This is a genomic window from Bacillus bingmayongensis, assembly GCF_000299035.1.
Classification (GTDB): Bacteria; Bacillota; Bacilli; order Bacillales; family Bacillaceae_G; genus Bacillus_A; species Bacillus_A bingmayongensis.
In genome coordinates, this window is record NZ_AKCS01000005.1 from 118,300 (window position 1) to 142,624 (window position 24,325).

The following is a 24,325-nucleotide window of genomic DNA, read 5'->3' on the forward strand; positions in this document are numbered from 1 at the left end:
GATATTACTATGAATCCGATTATTTCTTTTGAACAATTTACATTTCAATACCAGCGGGTAACAGAGCCTACTTTAAGGGATGTTTCATTTCATATTTATCCAGGAGAAAAAGTGTTGATTGCCGGCCGAAGTGGATCAGGAAAATCAACATTGGCCCATTGTATAAATGGGCTTATCCCTTTTTTCTATGAAGGTTCAAGCACTGGAAGAATTTCAATATGTGGTAAAGATCCACGAAAAGGCAGTATTTTTGAGCAAAGTAAGCATGTGGGAACTATTTTACAAGATCAAGACTCCCAGTTTATTGGTTTAACTGTAGGGGAAGACGTTGCTTTTTCGTTAGAAAACGATTGCGTGGAACAGAAGAAAATGAAGGCTGTTGTTATGGACTCACTGCAGAAAGTACAGATGCATACATTTCATTCCCGAAGCCCACATGAATTATCTGGTGGTCAAAAACAAACTGTCTCTCTTGCTGGACTACTAACGACAGATGCTGACATATTACTATTTGATGAGCCATTAGCAAATTTAGATCCCATAAGTAGTTTGAAAACAGTAGAACTTATTCAAAAGGTACATCAACAATTAAATAAAACAATTGTTATTATTGAGCATAGAATAGAAGAAATATTAAAATTAGACCTTGATAAAATCATATTAATAGAACAAGGGGAAATTGTAGCAATCGATTCACCAAAAAGGATTTTACAAACAAATATTTTACAATCTGTAGGGTTAAGAGAACCTGTATATATTGAAGCGTTAAAAAATCTAAAAATGAATATTTCAAATGAAGAAATATATCCAATTGAAACTTTAAATAATGAGAAGTTAAATAAAACGGTAAAACAATGGATGTTGAACTCTACTGCTTCTAAAAAACAACAAAAAAAAGAAATCTTATGTGAAATAGAGAATCTCTCATTTTCATATTCTCACAAAAATTTTACATTAAAGGATATAACACTCTCTATACGAAGGGGAGAAATTTTAGCATTATTAGGTCATAATGGTGCAGGTAAATCTACATTTGCCCATATATTAACGGGAATGAACAAAGCTAAGGAAGGAAAAATTGTAATTGATAATGAAAATATAACTTCATGGTCTATTCGTAAGCGTGGAGAAGTAATCTCATACGTCATGCAAAATCCTAATCACATGATTACACAAGCTACAGTTTGGGATGAAGTTGCTTTTTCATTAAATTTACAGAAGGCTTCTATTGCAGAAATAAATAAACGAGTGGAAGATGCATTGCAAGTTTGTGGGTTATATCCATTTCGAAATTGGCCGATTCAAGCGTTAAGCTACGGGCAAAAAAAGAGGCTTACCATTGCATCAGTTTTAACATCGAATCCAAAGCTTATCATATTAGACGAGCCAACAGCAGGACAAGATTATTTTCATTATAAACAATTTATGTCTTGTATAAGTCTATTAGCAACACAAGGCATATCATTTATCTTTATTACACATGATATGAACCTAGCTTTAGAATATGCAGATCGTGCGGTTGTCCTTCATAAAGGGAAAATACTTGCTGATGATACTGTTCCAATCGTATTAGCAAGCAGAATAATATTACAACAAGCTAATTTACAGGAGAGTTCGCTAACAACATTAGCAAAATTAAGTAAAGTTCCTTTCCCAGAAGTTTTTGTACAAATGTATATGGAAGCAAAAAGGAGGGGGGATTATGAGTAAATCAGATTTATTTTATATAGACAATCATACATATTTTCATCGTATGGATGGCGCAATTAAATTGTTATTATTTATAATTTGGATGACTCTTACGTTTATATTTTTTGATTTTCGTATCTTACTATGTTTGTTTTTCATTGGTTGTTTAGGATTAGTGGTTGCTAAAATCCCTGTAAGAAAAATTGGCATTATTTTTAGTTTCTTTTTCACATTTAGTATGCTAAATTCAGTGATGATTTTATTAATTACACCAATCCATGGATCTGAGTTAACTGGTACAAGTACTGCATTCTTACATATTGGATATGCTACGATTACATTCGAAACATTATTTTATGCTCTTACGCTCTCATTAAAGTATTTTACGTTATTACCCTTTACACTTATTTTCATATACACGACACACCCAAGTGAGTTCGCTAGCAGCTTATATAAAATTGGTTTACCTTATAAGATTGCCTATGCAATAAACATTGCGCTACGTTACATACCAAATATACAAGCGGAATACAAGTTGATTAAACACGCTCAAGAAGCCAGAGGTGTACCATTTGAAAGAGGAGAGGCAAATTTTTGGAAACGTATTAAAAACCGGGTACTCATTTTTTGGCCACTTGTTATTCAATCTTTAGAGCGAATCGATACCGTTTCAAATGCGATGGATTTACGAGGATTCGGAAAAAAAGAGAAGCGAACATGGTATTTTACAACAAAGGCAAAACAAGAGGATTATATAGGACTCATTATTGGCATTATAATTTTATTACTTGCCATTTATCTAAAATTCAATGTTTTCAAAGGGTTTTGGTATCCATTGTAAGTTTTTTCGTTATTATGGGGATAAAATTTAGGCGCTCAGCGGAGTGTCTTTTTAATTTTATCAAGACATGCTCCAAAATCACATAGATACATACTGTATAATACGAACCCGTTAATAAACGATTAATTACCCATTAGCTTTATACTAAAAGGAGGAGAAAATATGAGTTTCGGTGGTTCTTGTGGTTTTGGAGGAAGCTTTGCGTTATTAGTTGTGTTATTTATTTTATTAATTATTGTTGGATGCAGCTGCTGGGGCGGAGGGTATTAAAACACATACGATTTTTTAATCATTCGTCACAGAATCATGTAATCAGAAAAACTATTAAAGATACTTTTTTTAGTATTAATACGAGATTCAACATGAAAAAGGAGCTATCATGCTCCTTTTTTCAATAGAAAGTTTCTAGAGTTTTGAATTATTTTTGTGTACCGGTGATTGATTCTAATTGAGTTTTACAAATAAAAAACTTAATGAATAAGTACGTGAAGAGTGGTACCGCTATGATTTAAATCAAAATGTTACCGAAATGACAAAGTTTAATTTCACATGATTTATGTTGCAATATTTTATAGGCATTTATGATGCTAATCCTTTTTGATTCTTTTTCCTAAAAACCATAAGTTTACTTGTAAGGCTCACTCATTACAAAGAACAACAAGTACAGATTAATAAGGATTTTAAATTCATTTACATTAATCAATGAGATGAAGTTACAGTAGATGAGATTAAAAGGGATGATATTCATTTTCTATGTAATTTATGGAACAAAATCCATCATAATTTATTCTAAATAGTTGCCAGAATAGAAAAAAAGAAATACCACATAATAACAAAAGTGAGTGAAAAGACACATCGTCAAGTGTACTGTAAGAGGTGATTTATAGCACAACATTTAAAACAACAAACCATCTGTTTTTCTATCTAAATAAAAAGATAAAAAAACTTGAGGAGCAACTAAATTCATTTTTTTAAACGAAAATCAGCTTCAACGTTATCAGGAACGTATAACAGAATATCATCGCCAGCTTATGGCTAACAAATTATAAAGGAATTAATAATAAAAGGAGAATGTTCATGTACTAAAATAAATTTTTAGTATGCGTCATTTTTTTAGGGCTACTTTTTTTGAAAAAGAGTCGGGAATGATTTCAGATTGTTGAGGTGATTATATACATGCCAATGTTAGATGTGGACGGTAGTAGTCTGTATTATATCGTTAAGGGAAAAGGGATTCCTATTGTTTTTATTCATCCTCCTGTACTTACTTATATGAATTTTGAGTACCAAATAGAGGAATTATCCCGAAATTTTAAGGTGATTGCTTTTGATATTAGAGGGCACGGAAGGAGTCAGTATTCAAAACAACCGATAACCTATCGGCTGATTGCTGAAGACATTAGATGTTTGTTGGATCATTTGGAGATTGAAAAAGCACTTGTATGCGGATATTCGACTGGAAGCTCTGTCGCATTAGAATTTTTGCTGGCTTTTTCTGAAAGAGCATTAGGTGGTATTCTAATCGGGGGAATGTCAGAAGTGAGGGATGGATATTTAAAGAATAAGATTTCACTTGGCGTGAAACTTGCAAAAGCGGGTGCAGTTTCATTTTTAGCATTGTCTATTTCATGGGGCAATTCAAATACACATAAATTGTTCAGAAAGATGTTTAAAGAAGCCCGAAAAGGGAATGCCAAAAATATAGAGCAGTATTATCGTTATAGTTTGCATTATAATTGTACGAATCAGCTTAGAAATATTCAGCTTCCGGTTTTGTTGGTTTATGGTAAGAAAGATAAAGTATTTTATAGTCATGCGAAATTACTGCATGGAGAATTGCCATGTAATGAATTAAAATTTATTGATAACGTAAAGCATCAAATTCCTACAAAGGCAGCGAAGCACTTAAATGAAATGATTCAGCAGTTTGCTTTTATCCATACTGAGATGAATAGGAAAGAGACTTTTTCTTTACCCATAAAAAGGTAAATCTGTTTCGAAGTTACATACATCTATTGTGTCAGAAATTCAATGGGAAGGGAGCTATCATGCTCCTTTTTATACTTAACATTTCAAATTTTTTTGTACAGGTGATTGTTTCGGATTGAGTTTTTTATAGAAAAAATAAAAAGGAGCATAGGAACTCCTTTTAAATCAAGATGTTATTTTATTAAGCAATCTCATTATTTTGCGGAAATATAATCGTTAAAGTGGTTCCTTTATTAACGATACTCTTTATATTTAAAGTGCCATTCATCGTTTCAATGATTTTTACTGCAACCATCGTACCTAAACCAGTTCCTTTTGTTTTTGTACTAAAATATGGTTCGCCAAATCGATGTATTTGCTCTTGTGTCATACCAATTCCGCTATCTTTAATGACAATAGTGACTTTGTTTTCAAAAATAGATGACTCAACACTTAGTTTTCCACCATTTGGCATCGCTTCAATGCTATTCTTTATTAAGTTTAAAAAGCATTGCTGGAAATGTTGTGTATTCCCGGTAATGGAACCTGTCACTAATTCCTCAGAAATATTTATAGAATTCATATTACATAATGGCATCATCATACTTATTACTCTTTTTAATTCTTGATCTATTACAATGGTATCAAGTTTTTGTGATGCAGGTTTAGCAAATGTTAAGTAGTCATCAATGATAACCTGAGCGCGGTTTAGCTCTCCAAGAATATGTTCAATATATTGTTCTCGCGACTCTTGTGATAAATCTGGAGTTTTCAGGAGCTGAGTAAATCCTTTTACTACAGTAAGAGGATTTCTCACTTCATGTGAAATACTCGCAGCAAGTTGACTCACAATCTCCATCTTCTCCATTTTTACTAATTTAGATCTCATAAGAACTGCATCTCGTAAAATTTCGTTCATGTATACAACAAATAGCATGACAATTGGAGGCAGTAGAATAAAATAAATAATATATGATTTTGTAACTGGAAAATCTGATAAAATCACAACGATATAGGTTGTAATTAAGGCCAGTATAAAAGGTAAAGTCATAGACATTATAAGCTTTTTCTTTCTATTTAATTGATTAAATTTAGAAGAAGAAAAGGCAGTGAAAATAAGCATTGTAATATAAACAATAACCGTTAAAAAGTTCACACCATAAAAAATAAATCGAATCAATAACATAATAGTTAATAAGGCAATCCCAACTGGTAAACCACCATAAAGCGTACCAATTAAAAAAGGGATCTGTCTTAAGTCATGAACGCAATTTTCATCGATGTATATAGGGTATTTCATGCATAAAATCAGTGGTACACTGGTACATATAATAATAAGAATCTTTTTGTATTTTTTTAAAAACATTCCGTTATTATATATAAAATAAAAAACAAAGACGCTACTTAAAATATAAAGCAAATTATTTAATACGTTTTGATTGATATATATAAAATTCATCTAGCATGCCTCATTATTGTAGTTTTCAGTACTATAAGTATTATACAGAAAAAATGTAACTTCTTCATGTATTAATTATTTTACTACAATGAGGAGGTTTGTTACTTTTTCATACTTAGTTTGTTACGAGTAGATGCCCATTCTAAATAAAACTCTTTAACTGATGCATAACGCTGATTCCTATTTTTTTCTACCGCACGAGATACTACGTCATACAGTTCTTTTCCTGCTTCCCATTTAGCTCCTCCTAAGAGTGCAAAAGCGATCGCTCCCATATTAAATACATTCGTTTTCCCATCAATTACTGCGCCTAATTCGAATTCCTCTGGTGACATAAATCGTGATGACCCCCAAAGTCTTCCCATTGTATTGATATAAGGTTTCTTTTTATATAAGTCGATATCACAAATCTTCATTGTATTTGTTTCAAAATCATATAAAATGCTACCGTCATAAAAATCAATTGCTACATAATTTTTTCTTTCAACATGAACATGGAAAGAAAAAATATGATCTAGTGAAATAAGACGTTCTTCAACTGATAACTGTTTATAGCGATAAAATGGGGAATCTGGATTACTATATTTCGCTGGTGGTGGAAATGACCAATGTGAATGAAGGCAGTCCCCGTTAAACCAATTAAAGATTGCCACATAGCCATTCGGTACTTCAAAATGGTCTACTAATTCAACTAAATGGTTATGTTTTAAGTCTTCATAAATTAACATAGCTTGTTTTAAATTCGCAATTGCATCAACTGGATCTCCTGTATACTCTATTGTCTTTGCCCCAGCAAATTTAACAAAACTTTTCTTTCCTTCCTTTTCAATACCAAAGCAAATATTTCCTGAATCTTGTTGATCAAAAACTGCAAATACTTTACCAAGGTTTACAAGCCAACTGAAGTCTTGTTGTTCTTTTAATTGAAAAGTGACGTCATCTAAATGAATTGTAATAGGAATTTCGTTCATTTTACACCTCTTATTTTGTATAATCAGATTAAACATTAATATATTCGAGGGAAATAATGAAAGTCCTGTTTCGATTAGTTAAAAAAGATTGCTTATAAAGTTAGATACTGAGTATGAAAGGAGCAAAAGATGGATAAAGAAATTATCATTGAACCATATAATTCAAATTGGCATACGGAATTTATGAAAGAGAAAGAAAAATTTATCACATTACTAAAAAAGGAAATTTTAGCGATTAAACATATTGGAAGTACGTCAATAGAAGGTTTAGGTGCAAAGCCACTTATAGATATGATGATAGGTGTAGAAAATTTAAATGTAGTTAATCGGTGGATAGACCCACTTCAAACAATAGGGTATGAATATGTATTTCATAAAGAATTCCCAAATAGGCGTTTTTTTAGAAAAGGGAAGTGGAGAGCGGGTACGCATCATTTACATGTCTATATGTATGAAAGTGAGGAATGGAATAATAACCTGCTATTTCGTGAGTTTCTGAGAAAGAATGAGTGGGCTCGTGCAGAATATAGACAAGTAAAGCAGGACCTCGCTGCGAAATATCCATTTGATCGAGTTGCATATACAAAGGGAAAATCTCCATATATTGAAAAAATCATTTCATTAGCACAAGGGAAATTAGATGAAAGCGCTAATTAAGTATAGTTTCTTCTCTTATTTAATGAAATGATACATTTTATAGAGTGACCTGATAACTGGATAGGAATATAGCTGATGTATTAATATGTTGTTAAAAATCTTATCTCTAAGTAAGAGATTCCCGTGAACACGTTAGTTAGCAGGAATCTCTACTTCCAAATGGGGATAGTTCAAGGGTTTGTATACCTCATCCATCCACTCTCCGATCGTTTCGCTTTATACTTACCGTAAGACAAAAGTTTCATTGCTGAACGAATAGCTGCGTGAAAAATTAAACTTATCTTCCATTCTTCCTCCATTTCATTAGGATAGGACGTGGACTCGTAAACATAATAGGCAGCCATGATGCACGGGATTACTTGCTCCGGCTCAAATTCATATGCAGCTACATCATCAATAATCAAATCAATGATGCAGTGGTTCCCATCTTTAACTTTTTTCTGGAGTAACTTTTTTACCGCTTCTGGTACTAATTCTAATACCTCGTCTTTCATAACAATCACCTCATTCTTTATCATGTCCAAACAGCTTGGAAAAATATGAACGTCTTGTATCAAATTGGGTGAAATTTGAATCTTAATTTCGCAGGTTGAATAGAAGCTTAAACATAACGTGTAAGCTTCTTGAATTCATTTTATTACTGTTTTCTAATAATAATCGCTTCTTCCATCAATAATGGATACTCGAGTAGTAACGCCGATGGAAGAGGGGAATAATCATACAGAATCAGAGGTAGCAAGTATTCTTGATGGGCCACCGAAAAGAGAATGCCACTTACTTGTTATTTATTAGTAAATGATATCAGTAAAAATTATTAAAAATGAAAAAAGCCCTGAAAAAAATCCAGGGCTTTTTTCATTTTTTCTTCGGTCTTTCAGCACGAATAACAGCGTCATTCGTTGGTGTGTTAGGTACAAAATTGCCATGGCTGTCGATACTGTGCGCTTCTTTATCGTATTGTCCGTTAGCATTACGCTTCTTTGTTGTAAACGGGTTTTGATTGTGTCCCATGATTGTCACCTCCAATAAGCGTAGTATGCGCCAACAAGAACGTGTTTTGTCAAAAAGAAAGTTCACAAAAAGTGGAAAAGTGGTTGTAAACATCATCGATTCATAGTGCATTAGACTAAAAAGATTAAAACGATGAACAAAACATACACTTTTTGTATCCCTTAAAGAAATGAATAAATTTTTTATAAAATAATATGAGACTACACTTACGAAGTAATCTGTATTAAATAGTTCCTTTTGTACAAAATAGGTACGAATCTTAATAAGAGGAGGATAATTTATGACTAATCGAAATGATAATCGAAAACGCAAAAACAAATATCCGAATAACCTAAAAAACGATACTGAATTCTCAAAAGATGTAAACATTAGAAGTGAAGTAACCAAAAAAGATTTAAATAAATAATGTTTAAATTGAGAATATAATTGAGAGTAATTATAGAAATTAACACAGTATTTAATTAGTCCTGAGCATAGAGAAAAAGAAAAGATGTGCAAGCTGACGTGAGCTTGTACATCTTTTCTTTTTTTGATTAATCTAGTCATAAGGGTTTCTTGATTCAAATTCTACACCATTGCTATTTCAAATTTCATTTACCGTATTTTTACAATAAAAATAAATTATGTATTTATTCCACATGGTTGCCATCATTGAATTAGAAATAACTAATATATTGCAAACGATTCTAATTCAAAAGAGTATGCATGAAAAAGTTGTAGTATGGAATTATATTGCATAAAGGGTTTATAAAACATTATTGAACAAAAGAATGGGGAATTTTATCATGAAACTAACACCAGAACAACGGATTCAATTACATGGATTTAATAACCTCACAAAATCATTAAGTTTTAACATGTATGATATTTGCTATACAAAAACAAAAGAAGAACGAGAAGCTTATATAGAATACATAGATGAACAATATAATGCAGACAGACTAACCAAGATTTTGAAAAATGTCTCGGACATTATAGGAGCACATGTACTAAATATTGCTAAACAAGACTATGTACCACAAGGGGCAAGCGTAACTATATTAGTATCAGAAGGCCCGGTGGTAGAAGTGCCAACGGAATCATTCACTGAATCTCCTGGACCTCTTCCTGATTCGGTTGTCATGCAGTTAGATAAAAGTCATATAACGGTTCATACCTATCCTGAATATCATCCAGATGAGGGAATCAGCACTTTTAGAGCAGATATTGATGTAGCTACATGCGGTGAAATCTCACCTCTTAAGGCATTAAATTATCTTATCCATTCATTTGATACAGATATTATGACAATCGATTACCGTGTTCGGGGATTTACAAGAGATATAACAGGTAACAAATTATTTATTGATCACGAAATAAGTTCCATCCAAAATTACATTCCAAATAACGTGAAAAATCTCTATGATATGATTGATGTTAATGTCTATCAAGAGCATATCTTTCATACAAAATGTAAACTAAAAGAATTTGACTTAAACAATTATCTATTTGGATATACACAAGAAAAATTATCCGTAAAAGAACAAGAGGAAATTACAAAAAAATTAAAAACAGAAATGGATGAAATATTTTACGGTAAAAACATGAATCATGGATTAATTGAAGAGGATTTGGACGATAATTCTTTTTGAAGAACTACAAATAATTCATAAGCAGATTTAGCGATTGATTAGGGAAATACCAATAGAAAAATCCTTGCTAGTACATGAAACATAGCGAAGGCTTTTTCTATTGGTTAACTTTTGAAAGAAAAGATGAATGTAAAAAATGTTTTAAAGGTATATCCATTTTTATTTACATAATTTTCGTTATTCGTAGTAAATCTTTGAAACTCTAAAATATAAACACTTATTTTCCAGCATATACTTTGGGACAATCAGAACTCGTTGGTTGATAGAAACAATGTTCTTTGTATTGTCCTGCTAATGTCTGATTCCACCAAACAGGCGGACAATTTCCTGTGGGATTAAAAAACCAAAGAGAATTGGTTGCGGGATGTCCTCTCCAGTATTCCAGACATTTTCTTGCCAGCTCTTTATCAACTTCTCTTGCACGTTGATAAAAATATCCTTTTGTCACAGCTTCGAATGAATAACTTCCGCCTTGTTGTTGGTACACCATTTGTTGAATATTTGTAATTCCTTTAAAGTCTAGACAATTGCACATCACTCTGTTCACACCTACATTTCCAACATCCAGCATCCCTTGTTGTCCTTCTCCTTCTGCTTCCGCTCTCATTAGACGAGCTAACAAGTCCACATCAGTTTCTGTGTAAGCAATTCTCATTAATATTCCTCCATTCTCTTTACAAATATATGTAAAGAGAATTAAAAACACGAATTTAAAGTTCACGCAAATAGGCAATTTCACGCACCGTATTTATAAGAGAATAAAATAATTTAAACCGCTAAGCCAATATAAATATCTATTTTCCGTAAATACCACATTTTTTATTCTAATAGTTGCTAAAAAAAAAGTTGAAACTGAAAAATTAAAACATTTATTTGAAGAAGCAATCACTATATTTTTGCTATTTATTTCTAAAAAGAATTCTTAATTCATTCTCGTTTTTTATTTCGTTTTCATAAAGGGAAATATAAATCATGGAGGAGAAAGGAATGAAAATAGCGTTATTTGGAGACAGCTTAACTGAGGGAAGACCAGGCATTTCCTTTTGCAAAATATTAAGAGGTCAATTTCCAAACGATACGTTTTATAACTTAGGAAAACCTGGAGAAACAGTAACAAGTTTATATAATCGAATCAAACAGTGTAAAGATGCAACCAGCGGTATCAAACCAAGAAGGGTTTACTGAACAATATCAAAAAGTTCTTGAAAAGATTCTTAATAGGTCAAAAAAAGTAGTTGTAGTATCACCTAAAAACATATGAACTAGGAAAAGCTATTTGTTCATTGTCTCAAGAATATAAAAACGTATATTATCTTGATTTACACAAAGAATTTACAGAAACACTTGCAAATCGGAATAGCTCTGAATATGTTACAACAAAACCAATTAGAGTAATTGCGGAAACGTATGGTATTAAGGTGAGTGTATTATGTCCAACCTTTGTGGATACTCCCATATTCCAAAAAGCAGAAGCAATTAACATGGCTAGGGCACTCATTATGGAACAATTAAAAGTGAATAAGCCAATAACAGCAGAGAAGTTTGCAAAAATTGCCCTTAAAGGTATAGAGCGAAATCAATTGATTATTTGTCCAATGCCTTTAAGAAAAACAATCGATATATGTTTTACACTCTTTCCGTTTCTTCATAAAAAACTAATGCGTTTTGTTTGTTGTATTGCTCGTAAAGCAAAAATGAAAATGGAATAAATAATTTGATTATTTTTACTTTTCGATTTACAATATCAAGCACCTGTGATAATATGTTAAAAAATTACATGCGATGAAGAGAAGAGTAAATAAAATAAATTCTTCACAGAGAGCTCCATTAGCTGAAAAGGAGCAAGAATTTTTTATTGAACCAAGCCTCTGAGCATCACACAGGAACCTAAAAAAGGGGATGGTGTGACGGGAGCTCCCGTTATAGAGCTAAGGTATAAGCATTTTTGAAATGTCGTACCTGATAAGATTAATATGGTGACATATTAATAAACTGGGGTGGCACCGCGATGATAAATCTCGCCCCCAAGACTTTAACGTCTTGGGGGTGGGATTTTTTTATTGGACAAAATTAAAACGACTAAAAAAATTTATTAGAAGAGAGATAATAAAATGAAAAAAACATTAGAATCATGGAAATATCCAACACTTTTATTGTCTGGAATCGGCATTGCGAATCTTGGTGCATGGATCTATTTAATCGCACTGAATATTGTTATTTATAACATGGGAGGTTCACCTTTAGCGGTAGCTACATTATACGTTATTAGGCCATTGGCTACGTTATTTACAAATGCATGGACGGGCAGCATAATAGATCGTTTAAATAAACGTAAATTAATGATTCATCTTGATATATATCGTGCATTATTCATTGCTGTTATACCCTTACTTCCATCTATTTGGCTCATTTATGTGATAGTTTTCTTTATCAGTATGGCTAGCGCAATATATGAGCCAACAGCTATGACATATATGACAAAATTGATTCCATCAGAGCAAAGGCAACGCTTTAATTCACTTCGTAGTTTAATAGGGTCTGGAGCATCTCTCATTGGACCTGCAATAGCGGGGATGCTTTTAATGACCAGCACACCAGGATTTGCTATATATATGAATGCTATCGCTGTATTTGTATCAGGATTAATTACATTACTTATGCCTAACATTGAGAAAGAAAACTTTTTTGATGCATCCAATAGTAAATTGTCTCTTACATTATTAAAAAAAGATTGGAATACTGTTTTAAACTTTAGTAGGCGATACGTATACATTGTATTAATCTACTTTTTATTTCATGGAATGATGGTATTAGTCGCCGCGATGGATTCGCTTGAATTATCTTTTTCTAAAGAAATTCTTTCATTATCAGATAGTCAATATGGATTTCTAGTAAGTATTGCTGGTATTGGCTTTATTGTCGGAGCCCTAGTAAACACCATTTTCACAAAGAAATTAGCTACTTCATTTTTAATTGGTACAGGGTCATTATTCATCTCAGTTGGATATATGGTTTATGCTTTCTCAAATCATTTTTTTATGGCAGCTATCGGTTTCTTTATCCTATCCTTTTCTATGGCTTTTGCAAATACAGGATTTTATACATTTTATCAAAACAATGTACCTGTAAATATGATGGGGAGAGTGGGGAGTATGTATGAATTACTTATAGCAATCCTCTCCATTCTTATAACCATTGTTTTTGGCATTGCTACAAAATTCATTTCCATTCAAGTGATAGTGATTGCTGGTGCATTTATAATGCTATTCATAACAATTGTTTTATGTGTATTAAATTTATTACCATCAAAGACAAAATTTTATTCGTCTCATCCATTAAGTTCTAAAGAAATTTGAAATAGAGAGAGTTATCGTTTAAATATTGAAGGTATTAAGGAAAAAAATCACTTAAAAACGAGGAATGATATCATGCTAAAAATGAAGAAAGAAATTGATAAGGCTATAAAAGAAATCACTGACAAGGTAGAGTTTTCAGGGGTTGTATTAATGAAAGATGAGAATGATGAAAAGGTTAGAAAAAATTTTTAACATATTATAGCTATTTAGGATGGATTTTATGGAAGTTCGATCATACAGACTAGAAGCTAATAAATACTGGCTAGTTAGTATGTATCTAAATTCTCTAAGGTTTGAATGCTTCTATATCAGGAAATTTGAAATATAAATCATAGAAATATAAAAAGACGTGCTAATCTAAAAGTACGCCTTTTTATATTCGATTTTTTAAATTGTTTTATAAGAATAGATGCGTAGTTGAGCAATTTAACACTTGTAATAAAAATAATAGAAATTTTCTCGTTTAAAATTAATTTTATTATTGATATTCTGAATATTAAAATGTAATATAGAAAAGCATGTGTATTAAAATGATTATTTTAGATAAAAGAAGTGTATCTAATTGATTATGGGCAATGTTTTAACGATTATACATATGAATCTTAAAGTTTATCTAAATGTAAAATATGAAAATAAACTTACTAGAGTTTAAAATAATCAACAATGCATACAGTTTCACTGTAAAAGTTATATGGAGGTTTCAGGAATGGGAAATGAAAGTAGGTTTCAAGAAAAACAACAAATTCGTCGACAACGCGGTTTTGTGAATATTGGATTAAGTTTAGTGTTATTGACAGTTGGCATGATATCTTATCAATTATTTTTCACTACTCAAACAAAAGGAAAAGAGCATCCAGAAGAGAAAAAAGTAGCCCAAATAGCATCTAAAGAGGAGAAAAACAATAAATTAGATGATCGAGAAACAAAACAATCAGAAGAAGAATTATCAAAAGAACAAGAAAACAAAGAGATTGAAAAACAAAAATTAATAGAACAGCAAAATCAAGAAACAGAAAGCTCAAAAGTAAATGTAAAAGAACAACAGAACAATGAAAATCAAGTAAAAAAACAAGAAGAACAACAGAATAATACAATTGAAGAGCAGAAGGCTAATGAAGAGGAAATAAATAAAAATCAACCAGACAAAAATGCAGATCAAACAGAACAAAATAAGCAATGGAAGCCAATTGGTACAGAGCAAGGGACAAAACCTGCCATGCAATTTAAAGAGGGAACGACAGATTGGAATGAGATGAAAAAAGCAATTTCCTATGCTGTTGATGTTCCTGAATCACAACTCATTTATGATTTTATCGGAAATAATGGAACGAATAAAGCTTACGGTAATGTGCGAGATAAGCAAAGCAATAAAAAATATAAAGTATATATTGATTGGGTAGAAAATAAGGGGTGGAAACCAGTATCTGTTCAGGCTGTGAAATAACTATAACGAACTATATTCTACTGTTTGTTTAGCAATAAATTATAACTAGTAAAACACTATTCTTTTTATTAAATCAAAAGAATAGTGTTTTTTCTGTTCAGTTTTTCTTTTAAAATGTAATAAATGTTTAATGTTTTTGTATATCCAACAAAAAACAATGAATATAATTTTTATTATTATAGTATGGAATTGGAGGATAATATGGAGATTATTCTCATTATTTTTATCGTAATTTTAATACAAAGAAAAGAATGGAAAGTAAAAAAAAATCGACTTTGGTTCGTTCCAGCTTTACTTCTATACGTTACGAGTCAATCGATTATGAATATGAAATCGATCACTTTATGGGAAAGTGTAATCTTTCTTTCCAATTTCTCAATTGGTTTAGGTATCGGTGTTATAAGGGGAAGAGTATTAACCTTTCGATTAGATAGTGAAACAGGAAATGTGTTACGAAAAGGAACTTGGCTAAGCACTATTATTTTATTGTCTATTTTAATTGCAAAACTTTTTATTAAGCAAAGTGTGTTTTCTAATAGTACACAGTATACATTAAACGTACTAACAAATACTTTTTTATGTATGACACTTGGTACCGCTATTAGTAGAAGCTATTATATATGGAGGAAATATCGAGAATTAACAAATGAGATATAAAAATATATCATTCCATGATTAGTAAATATTAAAATGGAGATACTAATATACATTGAATGCATATGACAAGGGATGATATGATGATTTATATATATACTGACTTTGGCGGAACACATACAACTTCACTTGCAGCAGCATACCATTTAAATAAACTTCCAACCAATCGAAGGCTGACTAAAGAAGAAATTTTAAATGTGGACTATTTTAATAAACTCAAAACTTCCGATATGGGAAAAATCATTTTTCGCGGGCGAGATGAAGAAGGAAATCCGGTTTACACAGTAGGGCACGGGACATGCAAGATAGTTGTTCCAGCTATGAAAAATTTAGGGGAGATTCTTCAACATCAATATCAAAACAATGAAAAAATCATTTTTTCAAATACATCACCAACAGTTCCGCTTCCTATGACGTTAGGGGGATTGTTTTCAAGAAGGTTGCATATTGATTTTATTGGTGTTCCATTACTTGTATGGGGAGCGAAATTGTGTTGTGATAATATACAACGACTTGTTAGTTATACAAAAGAGGCTGGAAGAATGACTAACGATTATGTTGTTATTTTAGATAATGAGACTTTCAAATAAAAAATGCAGGATTGCAATATATCCTGCATTTTTTCTATATCAACTCGACTTTTTTTCGAATGACAATCTTATCAATCTCGTCTTCTTCATCACCAATATATAAGCCACGTTCTTTTAAATATGTTTCAAAATATAAATCTGCTTCTGCACGTTCATCATAAGGTTTTACAGATAAAACAAACCCTAATTTATTTTGTTCCTCTAAATGCGAAGTAGAGATATAAGCCGGAGTATTATGACGTAAAAAAAGCTCCTTAACAGGAATTATCATATCCTTCATTAGTTTTGATAGCATGCTCATTTCAAAATCAAAGTTAAATCGTTCAATACTAGATAGATCAGCAAATACAACCCCGATAAAGCCGGTATTAAATACTTCTTGAAATTCGGCGTCTTGATTGTCGTAAAAATTCTTTTCGATTAAGTAGTTTTTAAAATAAGCAACACCATCAGCTTGTTCGAAAGGCTTTGTTGAAAGAACAAAGCCGATTTTTTTTTGTTTATGTAAATACACACAAGACATATGTGCAGATATATTATGCTCTTTAAATAAAGAACTTGTTGCTCCTGCAAGACCATCTAATACATGATGGACAATTTGTAACTTTTTACGGGCGAAATAATAGGATTTTTTTTGTAGTTCCAATGTATCAATAAACACAGAACCGATAAAGCCTGTATTTGAGATAGTAGGTGTATGCTTTTTTCTTCCTCTGCGCTTGTTTTGAGCCATTGTAAAAATCATCCCTTCAAGTACGATTGAAATAAAAAAGAACGTTTGTTCGTATATTTATATTTTACTATTTAATCGCTATAAAGTAAAGGGATTTTAACCAAAAAACAATAAAAAAGACACCTTTTAAAAGGTGTCTTTAACGTGATAGGGAACAGGTTTCAACCCACTTTATTTGTAATTTATATTATGAAACAGAGACAAGTTCTTCTGCATCGTCTACATCTAAATGACAATCCATTGTACGTACATCTTGATCTTCATGACTTCCGAAATAAATAGTAATTTTCATATGTATCGCTCCTTTATTCTAGGAATACCTAAAATAATTACTAGTAATGTTACTGCCTATTATATACCACTTTTTCCATTTCGACAATCTTATCCAGTTTATAATTTTATTTTGTAAATATTAAGAATTTTTGTTACGATGCTCTTAATTAAATGTAAGGAGGAATTAGCATGTTAGAAACTTTAAAAACATTCTCAAATGAAGGAAGAGGAGTGAAAGGCATTTAAGCTAACTTAACACTCCTGCTTCCGCAAAGAATATAAAAATTGGAAAGTAGGAGAACGTTTGAATAAGTATACGCTGGCAAATCATAATATTTCTATTTTATTTTGGGTCCATTTTTTTGGAACAATTAGCTTTTTACAAGCCGTTATGACATTGTTTTATGTAGAAAGAGGATTAACTCCTTCAAATATTTTCATTATATTAATGTGCTGGAGTGGAGCGGTTCTAATTGGAGAAGTACCAGCAGGCGTTTTTGCAGATCGTTTCGGTTTAAAACTCTCTTTTATAACAGGTGCTTGCATAAAGATTATAAGTATTTCTATTTTGTTCTTTGCCGATAATATATGGCTATTTTGTTTATATAGCTTATTAAATGGTTTATCAGTCACTTTCTTCTCAGGTGCTGATGAAGCTTTAATATATGAATCTTTAAAAGAAACAAATGAAGAACATCTTATGGATAAAGCTATGGGCAAAATTCAATCAGCGAGCTTTATTTCAATGTTGATTGCCGTGATTTTTGGATCTTATTTTGCTAAAGATTTAAAGGAAGAGCAATTTCTAATTTTAATTACACTTGGATTGCTATTCCATTTCGTTGAATTGATTTTACTTCTATTCATAAAAAATCCGGCGGCGGGATTTGAATATAATGAGTCGTCGTATTCACAAGTGGTTGATGGAATAAAAGTTATTCAAAAAGCACCACAATTACTCATCATGTTCTTAAATATATCACTTGTATTTATTCCAGCAAGTGCTGTTTTTGACAACTATGATCAACTACTTTTAAAAAATGCAGGAGTTCCCGTTTTTGCTATTGGTATATTGTATGCAGTTGCTGCAATAGGCGGATATTTTGCATCCATTTCTATAGGATGGTTAACCCAAAAATTCTCTCGTATATTTTTATTGAATTTTTCAGGCGCATTAGCTGTCGGAGGTTTACTATTAGCAGCGTGCTTTGGAAATACGTTATGGATCGTCTTAGGTGCATTTATTATATTACGATTTGTAAGAGCAATAAGATATCCGATTTATTCACAGCTGAGTAATGATATAATTCCATCACATGTACGCGCAACAACAATTTCATTGTTATCAGTACTTGATTCTGTGCTGGATTTAATTATTTTTGGTACGTTATCTTTACTTGCTGTATACGGATTACCTGTTATGTTTATTGGATGTGCTATAATTGTACTAATAGGTTCTTGCTTACCAATTAAAGGTATAAGGGAAGTACCTAAAAATATTGAATTGTAAATCGTATTAAATAGACCATCCTTTAAGGTATATTCAAACCTTAAAGGATGGTTATTTTTTATCAAAACATAAGCTATGCAATTATCCATTATATAGACTGCATACTTTTGTTACAAAACCTTAATAACATATTTATACGCACTTAAATTTTACCGTGTAATATATATAAATAGAGTACAAAACTAGGAGTTAAAATATTACTATGAAAAAAGCATTTTTTACTACGACCATTTGCTTCTTGATAGGAATAAGCATCGCCATTCTACAGCAAATAAATGAAAAAAAGTATACAAAAGCTAAGAATCAATCAAGTAACGTAATAACTATTTCTCATAGAGGAGCATCCGCATATGCTCCAGAACATACAATACCAGCCTACAAATTAGGCCAACAATTAAAAGGGGATTATATAGAAATAGATCTTCAAATGACAAAAGATGGGCACTTAATTGCTATGCATGATGAAACATTAAATCGAACAACAAATGGATTAGGACTTGTTAAAGATCATACATTAGAAGAAATAAAAAGACTTGATGCTGGTAGCTTTTTAATAAAAAATATCCTAATTTAGCAAAAGGAGAATTTAAGGACGTAAAAGTACCAACACTTGAAGAAGTTATTCAAACGTTTGGACATGATGCTCGTTATTATATCGAGACAAAATCACCAGAGGACTATCCCGGAATGGAGGAAAAACTGTTAGAAACACTTAATCGATACCAATTAAGTGATCCGACCATTGTAAAAGAAAAGGTAATTATACAGTCATTTAGTAAAGAAAGCTTAGAAAAAATTCATAGTCTAAATTCTAGTATTCCTCTGGTACAACTATTAACGTATAAAAAAGCAGCAGGACTGACAAATACAGAATTAGAAGATTATAAAAGTTACTGCATCGGTTTAGGAATGAATTATAAAGCACTTGATGCTGAAGTTATTCAAAAGATACATAATCAAGGGTTAAAAGTTCATCCATTTACAGTGGATAAAGAGGAAGATATGGAAAAATTGATTGGATGGGGTGTAAATGGCATGTTTACAAATTATCCGGATCGTTTACAGTATGTAATTTCAAGATTTTATAAAAAATATTAATAAAAATGCCATATTAAAATTATAATATGGCATTTTTATTTCAGTTTTGTTCCTCAATAATGGAATAGATTAACATAAATTCAAAAAATATATTATAATAAATAGTGGGCTAAAACCCCTTATTCATTTCTTATAAGGAGAGTGCTTATCATGATTATTAAGTTCATTCGTTTCCGTTAATTTAAGGTACATTACATTTATACTCATTCATTTTTTTAGTGAATTTTGGGTTGTTTGGGTGTACCTTTTTTAAAATGACCAAATTCGAATGAAATGAGGAATGAATCATGAATGAAAAGATAAATAAAATTAATGGAATTGATATATGCACAGAGAGTTTTGGAAACCCCAATCATCCAGCGATTTTACTGATTATGGGCGCAATGTGTTCAATGGTTTACTGGGATGAAGAATTCTGCCAAAGGTTAGCCGATAAAGGGTTATATGTTATTCGATACGATCATCGTGATGTTGGCCGTTCTGTTACCTACGAGCCAGGAAGTTCTCAGTATACTGTGGTAGACATGGCGGATGATGCTGTTGGAGTGCTCGATGCATACGATATTAATCAAGCACATATTGTTGGCATGTCTTTGGGAGGTATGATTTCTCAAATTATCGCAGTAAGGCACCCTCAAAGAGTTCTAACGATGACTTTGATTGCATCAAGTATTTATGGGTCTGATGAGAACAATCGAAATTTACCTCCAATGGATGAAAAAATTCTTGCTTATCATGCGAATAGAAGTAATTTGGATTGGACAGATAACGAATCTGTTGTGAATTATTTAGTTAGAGGATCAGCATTACTATGTGGGCTAAAGCATAAATTTGATGAACAAAGAGTTACGAACCAGGTAACAAAAGAAGTAAAACGAGCAAATAATCTACTCAGTATGTTTAATCATGCACTGCTTAAAGGTGATGATTACTATGAGGGGAAATTAAAAGAAATAAATATACCTGCGCTAGTTATTCATGGCACAGAAGATACGGTACTTCCGTATGAGCATGCTTTGGCTCTTGTTAATGAAATTCCTAATGCATCGTTACTACCACTAGAGGGAACCGGTCATGAAATTCATTTCGACGATTGGGCTAATATGATTAACGCTATATTGGAACACACTTCAAGAGTATAAGCATTATAAAATCAATACAGACAATCTAAGAAAGTTTGCTACTTTTTTAGATTGTCTATTCAAAACCAACACAAAATAAAAAAAGAACCCAGATAATATCTGGATTCTTTTTTACTTCACTTTACTCATCCATTTTTATTGAATAATCAATAGCGATTCTACTTTTTCAGAGATTAATAATGCTTTTTACTCGTTTGTATGTTTCTTATATTTTTTTACTACATTTATTATAAGTGGGGCACCGATCAATGTAGGTAAAAACCAAAACCATAGTTTAGGAAGTAAATTTAAAATCGGTATAGAATTCCCTATGTTCACTAGAAGAGCTGTTACAGCACCTATATATGAACCTAGCATACCTCTAATGTGATGGTGAATCCAATTTTTCCAGCGTGTCTTTCTCGCAAGGTAGCCATAAATAGCAAATGAGTAAGAAAAAAGTGCGACATAAAACAAATAAGCAATCTCATTCCAATGTAAAATAGATAAGATAACTGCAGTAATGAATACTACAACATAAGATGCGTGGTAAATTTCACCCCATTCTGTATGAGTTCCTTTTCTCTTTTTTACAGACATTGCGATCGCTCCTGAAATTAAACAAATGGTTCCAAATAAAATATGAATTATTAAAAGTATGTGAAAGATATCCAATAAATTTCCTCCTTTGTCATTTTAATATTTTTGATTTAAAATATAGCCTTGATTCGACTTAATATATTGAAATTAAGGTGTTTCTAGAACATCTTCTACCTATAATAATTCTCATCATACTTTGTTAGCTGATGTAATTTAAAATATACATTTAAAAGAACGAGGTATAAAAACAGAACCTGCTTTTGAAAAAGTTCTAGGGATTGATGGAGATCCGTATGAACAACTTATTTTATTAGAAAAAAATGAAATTACGGTAAGGAGGCAGACGATAATGGCTGAAAAAACAAGAATAATAGAAATTATGCCTTATAACCCTGAATGGAAAACGGAATATAAGAAAATTAAAAAGATGATTGAAGGTTATATCGGTGATTTAATTTTACGAATTGAACATGTAGGGAGCACTTCTATTGAAGGTTTAGCAGCGAAACCGATTATTGATATTGATGTAATTATAGATAGTTACGATATTTTACCAGTCATCATACAACGATTAGAAAAAGAAGGCTATCAACATCAAGGGAATCTAGGAGTTGAAGGACGTGAAGCTTTCCAAAGAACCTATAAAGATGATTTCATGAAGTATCACCTTTATGTTTGTCCAAAGGATGGGAAAGGTTATTTAGAACATATCGCGTTACGGGATTATTTATCAGCTAACGAGGCTGCACGAAAAGAATATGAAGAACTGAAATATCGATTGGTGGAAAATTATCGATATGATATTGATGGTTATTGTGAGGGGAAAACAGATTTTATAAGGAAAATTTTAAATAAAACACTTTACAGTGAATAAGGGGTACGGAAACGATTCGCAGATTGAGAATTCGGTTTGTTGACTTAGCAGGTACTAAAATTATAGAAAATAGAAAGCCAATTGATTCCTTAACTGAAACAGTTCAAGCTGGAAAGCATGTTAAAAGAAAAGATGCATTCAGTGTAACTGGAAATGCTCTATATGAAATTTATTATACTGATTTTACATCTGGAACAAAGGCAAAATTAGTATAATATATTACTGATATGATAGTTCATATTTATAAATCAAAAGTCCTCTTCCAATAAAGAAGAGGACTTTTCTATGATTCCATTAACTCTCGAATCATTTTACTTAATTGGTAGATTCCTTTTGTAAGATCTTCTATAGGTGCATAGCCATACGATAGTCGAATATGCTGATCGGATTCTTCTTCATAAATACGCCCTGGGTTAAGAAGTATTCCGTTAGATACTGCTTTTGAAAATAGTTTTCTCATTGGAATTTTAGGTTGTATCTTTAGCCATATAAAAAATCCTCCGCTAGGAATAACCCACGTTGCGATGTCTTTACAATACATATTTAATGCTTGAATCATCACGTTTCTTCGCTCTTTTAACTGCAATCTCACAGATTCTACATGCCGCTCATATAACCCACTAGATAACCATTCCGCAGCAACTCTTTGTGATAAAGAACTAGAACCATAATCCGTTTGCATTTTTATATCTGATAATCGTTCAATTACAGGTTCAGGACCAATAATCCATCCGATCCTTAAACCTGGACTTAGCGTCTTTGATAAACTACCTATATGTAATACATGTCCATGTTTATCCATTGCTTTTAATGGGAGAGGAGATGGTTCATCAATCCATAACTCACGGTAAATATCATCTTCAATTATAGGGAGTTGTTCTTTCTCACATACTTTGATAAGTTCTTTCCGCCGAACTTCTGTCATTACAGTTCCTGTTGGATTATGAAAACTAGGAATAGAATATAAAATAGTTTTCTCTCCAGTGTATTTATTTCGTCTAGATAAATTATTTGGTATAATCCCTTGATGGTCCATTGATACCCCTGATAAATGCATTCCTGCTGACTGGAATACATGAAGCGAATAGAGGTAAGAAGGTTGTTCAAGTAAAACTGTGGATCCCTTCTGTAGAAGACCAACAGATATCAATTGTAAAGCTTGTAAGGCTCCAGAGACAATTAATATTGAAGATGAAGAAACATGAATTCCAAATGATTTTACATAATTACTAATAGCTTCACGTAAAGGTAGAAACCCCTTTGGTTCTTCGTATCCGAAAACAGTAAGCTTTTTAGATACTTCTTGTATGACTAACTGCATTGTTTCTAATGGGAAAATATCAGAAGCAAGTTCGCCTTTACTAAGATGAATGAATTGTTTATTTGATTCGGCCTCATTAATTTCTTGAACCATTAATTTACTAGGTTTATGTAAACCTGCTTTCACATACTCGTTCCAATTAGGCGGGGGATCAGTTGCTAATAATGACCATGTATTATTCGTTACAATTGTCCCCATGCCCATTTGCCCTCTAATTAAGCCGTCTGCCATTAGTTCTTCTAATGCTGTAATCACCGTACTTCGATTTACATGAAACAACTTTGCTAGTTTTCGTTGGCTTGGGATTTTACTTCCAATGGGCCATTCACCGTTTGCAATTTTTTCTTTCATATAATCAATAATCTGTTGGTATTTTGGAAGATGTTTATCCCATTTGTTATTGTCCATGCTAAAAAACTCCCCTTATTCATCATAAAAGTACAAAGTGGTTGGTTTTTTCCATAAATAACTGGTTGAAGACATTGTATCAACTATTGAATATGATGGAAAGAAATAATTGGTAA

At 31.7% G+C, this 24,325-nt stretch carries 24 protein-coding genes, 3 pseudogenes and 1 other annotated feature; of the genes and pseudogenes, 19 read left to right on the plus strand and 8 right to left on the minus strand.

The window, feature by feature from the left end:
• Window positions 1-9: 9 nt before the first annotated feature.
• The 4 genes from Y7E_RS0100655 (at window position 10) to Y7E_RS0100670 (ending at window position 4,519) form a co-directional block, all read left to right on the plus strand.
• On the plus strand, window positions 10-1,710 hold the full coding sequence (locus Y7E_RS0100655; RefSeq protein WP_017149385.1) for an ABC transporter ATP-binding protein: 1,701 nt from the start codon (window positions 10-12) through the stop codon (window positions 1,708-1,710).
• The gene (locus Y7E_RS0100660; RefSeq protein ID WP_017149386.1) at window positions 1,703-2,530 is read left to right on the plus strand and encodes an energy-coupling factor transporter transmembrane component T family protein; all 828 of its coding nucleotides are present in this window, start codon (window positions 1,703-1,705) and stop codon (window positions 2,528-2,530) included. Before Y7E_RS0100655 ends, Y7E_RS0100660 begins: the two co-directional genes overlap by 8 nt.
• Before the next feature lie 162 nt (window positions 2,531-2,692).
• Complete coding sequence (locus Y7E_RS31165; RefSeq protein ID WP_000007809.1) at window positions 2,693-2,800, plus strand: YjcZ family sporulation protein; 108 nt, start codon at window positions 2,693-2,695, stop codon at window positions 2,798-2,800.
• Between the two features lie 906 nt (window positions 2,801-3,706).
• Window positions 3,707-4,519, plus strand: a complete 813-nt coding sequence (locus Y7E_RS0100670) for an alpha/beta fold hydrolase (RefSeq protein ID WP_017149387.1) — start codon at window positions 3,707-3,709, stop codon at window positions 4,517-4,519.
• 181 nt (window positions 4,520-4,700) lie between these two features.
• Here the strand turns inward: Y7E_RS0100670 and Y7E_RS0100675 are convergent, their stop codons facing one another.
• Together Y7E_RS0100675 and Y7E_RS0100680 are read right to left on the minus strand one after the other, a co-directional pair.
• Window positions 4,701-5,957 (minus strand): sensor histidine kinase, encoded by a 1,257-nt coding sequence (locus tag Y7E_RS0100675; RefSeq protein ID WP_017149388.1) that lies wholly within the window; start codon window positions 5,955-5,957, stop codon window positions 4,701-4,703.
• 101 nt (window positions 5,958-6,058) lie between these two features.
• The gene (locus Y7E_RS0100680) at window positions 6,059-6,928 is read right to left on the minus strand and encodes a protein kinase family protein (protein WP_017149389.1); all 870 of its coding nucleotides are present in this window, start codon (window positions 6,926-6,928) and stop codon (window positions 6,059-6,061) included.
• A gap of 129 nt (window positions 6,929-7,057) precedes the next feature.
• Here Y7E_RS0100680 and Y7E_RS0100685 point away from each other — a divergent pair, with 129 nt between their 5' ends.
• Window positions 7,058-7,585 (plus strand): GrpB family protein, encoded by a 528-nt coding sequence (locus Y7E_RS0100685; RefSeq protein WP_017149390.1) that lies wholly within the window; start codon window positions 7,058-7,060, stop codon window positions 7,583-7,585.
• Between the two features lie 170 nt (window positions 7,586-7,755).
• Here the strand turns inward: Y7E_RS0100685 and Y7E_RS0100690 are convergent, their stop codons facing one another.
• Together Y7E_RS0100690 and Y7E_RS33465 are read right to left on the minus strand one after the other, a co-directional pair.
• Window positions 7,756-8,079, minus strand: coding sequence for a hypothetical protein (locus Y7E_RS0100690; protein WP_017149391.1), 324 nt, complete (start codon window positions 8,077-8,079; stop codon window positions 7,756-7,758).
• A gap of 361 nt (window positions 8,080-8,440) precedes the next feature.
• A complete protein-coding gene (locus tag Y7E_RS33465) occupies window positions 8,441-8,596 on the minus strand; it encodes a hypothetical protein (protein ID WP_017149392.1) in 156 nt (51 codons plus the stop codon).
• Window positions 8,597-8,876: 280 nt separating this feature from the next.
• On the opposite strand from Y7E_RS33465, the gene Y7E_RS34710 reads away from it, so the two are divergent.
• Both Y7E_RS34710 and speD read left to right on the plus strand, forming a co-directional pair.
• Entirely contained in the window at window positions 8,877-9,002 is a 126-nt protein-coding gene (locus Y7E_RS34710) for a hypothetical protein (RefSeq protein WP_017149393.1), read from the plus strand.
• A gap of 379 nt (window positions 9,003-9,381) precedes the next feature.
• The gene (gene speD, locus Y7E_RS0100705) at window positions 9,382-10,227 is read left to right on the plus strand and encodes an adenosylmethionine decarboxylase (RefSeq protein ID WP_017149394.1); all 846 of its coding nucleotides are present in this window, start codon (window positions 9,382-9,384) and stop codon (window positions 10,225-10,227) included.
• Window positions 10,228-10,444: 217 nt separating this feature from the next.
• Here speD and Y7E_RS0100710 read toward each other — a convergent pair whose 3' ends face one another.
• On the minus strand, window positions 10,445-10,882 hold the full coding sequence (locus tag Y7E_RS0100710; RefSeq protein ID WP_017149395.1) for a cell wall hydrolase: 438 nt from the start codon (window positions 10,880-10,882) through the stop codon (window positions 10,445-10,447).
• A 332-nt stretch (window positions 10,883-11,214) separates the two neighbouring features.
• On the opposite strand from Y7E_RS0100710, the gene Y7E_RS28835 reads away from it, so the two are divergent.
• The 6 genes and pseudogenes from Y7E_RS28835 to Y7E_RS0100745 all read left to right on the plus strand — a co-directional run bounded on the left by Y7E_RS28835 (window position 11,215) and on the right by Y7E_RS0100745 (window position 16,271).
• Window positions 11,215-11,412 carry an SGNH/GDSL hydrolase family protein gene (locus Y7E_RS28835; protein WP_237741324.1) on the plus strand — a complete coding sequence of 66 codons (198 nt, stop codon included), beginning with the start codon at window positions 11,215-11,217 and terminating at the stop codon, window positions 11,410-11,412.
• 212 nt (window positions 11,413-11,624) lie between these two features.
• Window positions 11,625-11,936, plus strand: a pseudogene (locus tag Y7E_RS28840) (oxidoreductase); the annotation flags it as partial.
• A gap of 64 nt (window positions 11,937-12,000) precedes the next feature.
• Window positions 12,001-12,256: a binding site (T-box leader), on the plus strand.
• Window positions 12,257-12,338: 82 nt separating this feature from the next.
• Window positions 12,339-13,583 carry an MFS transporter gene (locus tag Y7E_RS0100725; RefSeq protein WP_017149398.1) on the plus strand — a complete coding sequence of 415 codons (1,245 nt, stop codon included), beginning with the start codon at window positions 12,339-12,341 and terminating at the stop codon, window positions 13,581-13,583.
• Between the two features lie 706 nt (window positions 13,584-14,289).
• On the plus strand, window positions 14,290-15,027 hold the full coding sequence (locus Y7E_RS0100735; protein WP_017149400.1) for a YrrS family protein: 738 nt from the start codon (window positions 14,290-14,292) through the stop codon (window positions 15,025-15,027).
• 201 nt (window positions 15,028-15,228) lie between these two features.
• A complete protein-coding gene (locus Y7E_RS0100740; RefSeq protein WP_017149401.1) occupies window positions 15,229-15,684 on the plus strand; it encodes a DUF1453 family protein in 456 nt (151 codons plus the stop codon).
• A gap of 80 nt (window positions 15,685-15,764) precedes the next feature.
• Entirely contained in the window at window positions 15,765-16,271 is a 507-nt protein-coding gene (locus tag Y7E_RS0100745; RefSeq protein WP_017149402.1) for a DUF3189 family protein, read from the plus strand.
• Between the two features lie 34 nt (window positions 16,272-16,305).
• Here the strand turns inward: Y7E_RS0100745 and Y7E_RS0100750 are convergent, their stop codons facing one another.
• Window positions 16,306-17,016 carry a hypothetical protein gene (locus Y7E_RS0100750; protein ID WP_193352104.1) on the minus strand — a complete coding sequence of 237 codons (711 nt, stop codon included), beginning with the start codon at window positions 17,014-17,016 and terminating at the stop codon, window positions 16,306-16,308.
• A gap of 565 nt (window positions 17,017-17,581) precedes the next feature.
• Between Y7E_RS0100750 and Y7E_RS0100760 the strand changes: the two genes are divergently transcribed.
• The 3 genes and pseudogenes from Y7E_RS0100760 to mle all read left to right on the plus strand — a co-directional run bounded on the left by Y7E_RS0100760 (window position 17,582) and on the right by mle (window position 21,027).
• Window positions 17,582-18,787 carry an MFS transporter gene (locus Y7E_RS0100760; protein ID WP_017149404.1) on the plus strand — a complete coding sequence of 402 codons (1,206 nt, stop codon included), beginning with the start codon at window positions 17,582-17,584 and terminating at the stop codon, window positions 18,785-18,787.
• 202 nt (window positions 18,788-18,989) lie between these two features.
• Window positions 18,990-19,885: pseudogene (locus Y7E_RS28845) on the plus strand (glycerophosphodiester phosphodiesterase).
• Between the two features lie 287 nt (window positions 19,886-20,172).
• The gene (mle, locus tag Y7E_RS0100770) at window positions 20,173-21,027 is read left to right on the plus strand and encodes an alpha/beta fold macrolide esterase (RefSeq protein ID WP_017149405.1); all 855 of its coding nucleotides are present in this window, start codon (window positions 20,173-20,175) and stop codon (window positions 21,025-21,027) included.
• A gap of 186 nt (window positions 21,028-21,213) precedes the next feature.
• Here the strand turns inward: mle and Y7E_RS0100775 are convergent, their stop codons facing one another.
• Window positions 21,214-21,681: a hypothetical protein gene (locus Y7E_RS0100775; protein ID WP_017149406.1), complete on the minus strand. Its 468-nt coding sequence runs from the start codon at window positions 21,679-21,681 to the stop codon at window positions 21,214-21,216.
• A 145-nt stretch (window positions 21,682-21,826) separates the two neighbouring features.
• Here Y7E_RS0100775 and Y7E_RS34935 point away from each other — a divergent pair.
• The 3 genes and pseudogenes from Y7E_RS34935 to Y7E_RS0100785 form a co-directional block, all read left to right on the plus strand.
• Window positions 21,827-21,901, plus strand: a pseudogene (locus Y7E_RS34935) (DUF4269 domain-containing protein); the annotation flags it as partial.
• A 54-nt stretch (window positions 21,902-21,955) separates the two neighbouring features.
• Entirely contained in the window at window positions 21,956-22,480 is a 525-nt protein-coding gene (locus Y7E_RS0100780; RefSeq protein ID WP_017149407.1) for a GrpB family protein, read from the plus strand.
• 23 nt (window positions 22,481-22,503) lie between these two features.
• The gene (locus tag Y7E_RS0100785) at window positions 22,504-22,695 is read left to right on the plus strand and encodes a hypothetical protein (protein ID WP_017149408.1); all 192 of its coding nucleotides are present in this window, start codon (window positions 22,504-22,506) and stop codon (window positions 22,693-22,695) included.
• Between the two features lie 68 nt (window positions 22,696-22,763).
• On the opposite strand, the gene pdxR is transcribed toward Y7E_RS0100785, so the two are convergent.
• A complete protein-coding gene (pdxR, locus tag Y7E_RS0100790) occupies window positions 22,764-24,209 on the minus strand; it encodes a MocR-like pyridoxine biosynthesis transcription factor PdxR (protein ID WP_017149409.1) in 1,446 nt (481 codons plus the stop codon).
• Window positions 24,210-24,325 lie beyond the last annotated feature (116 nt).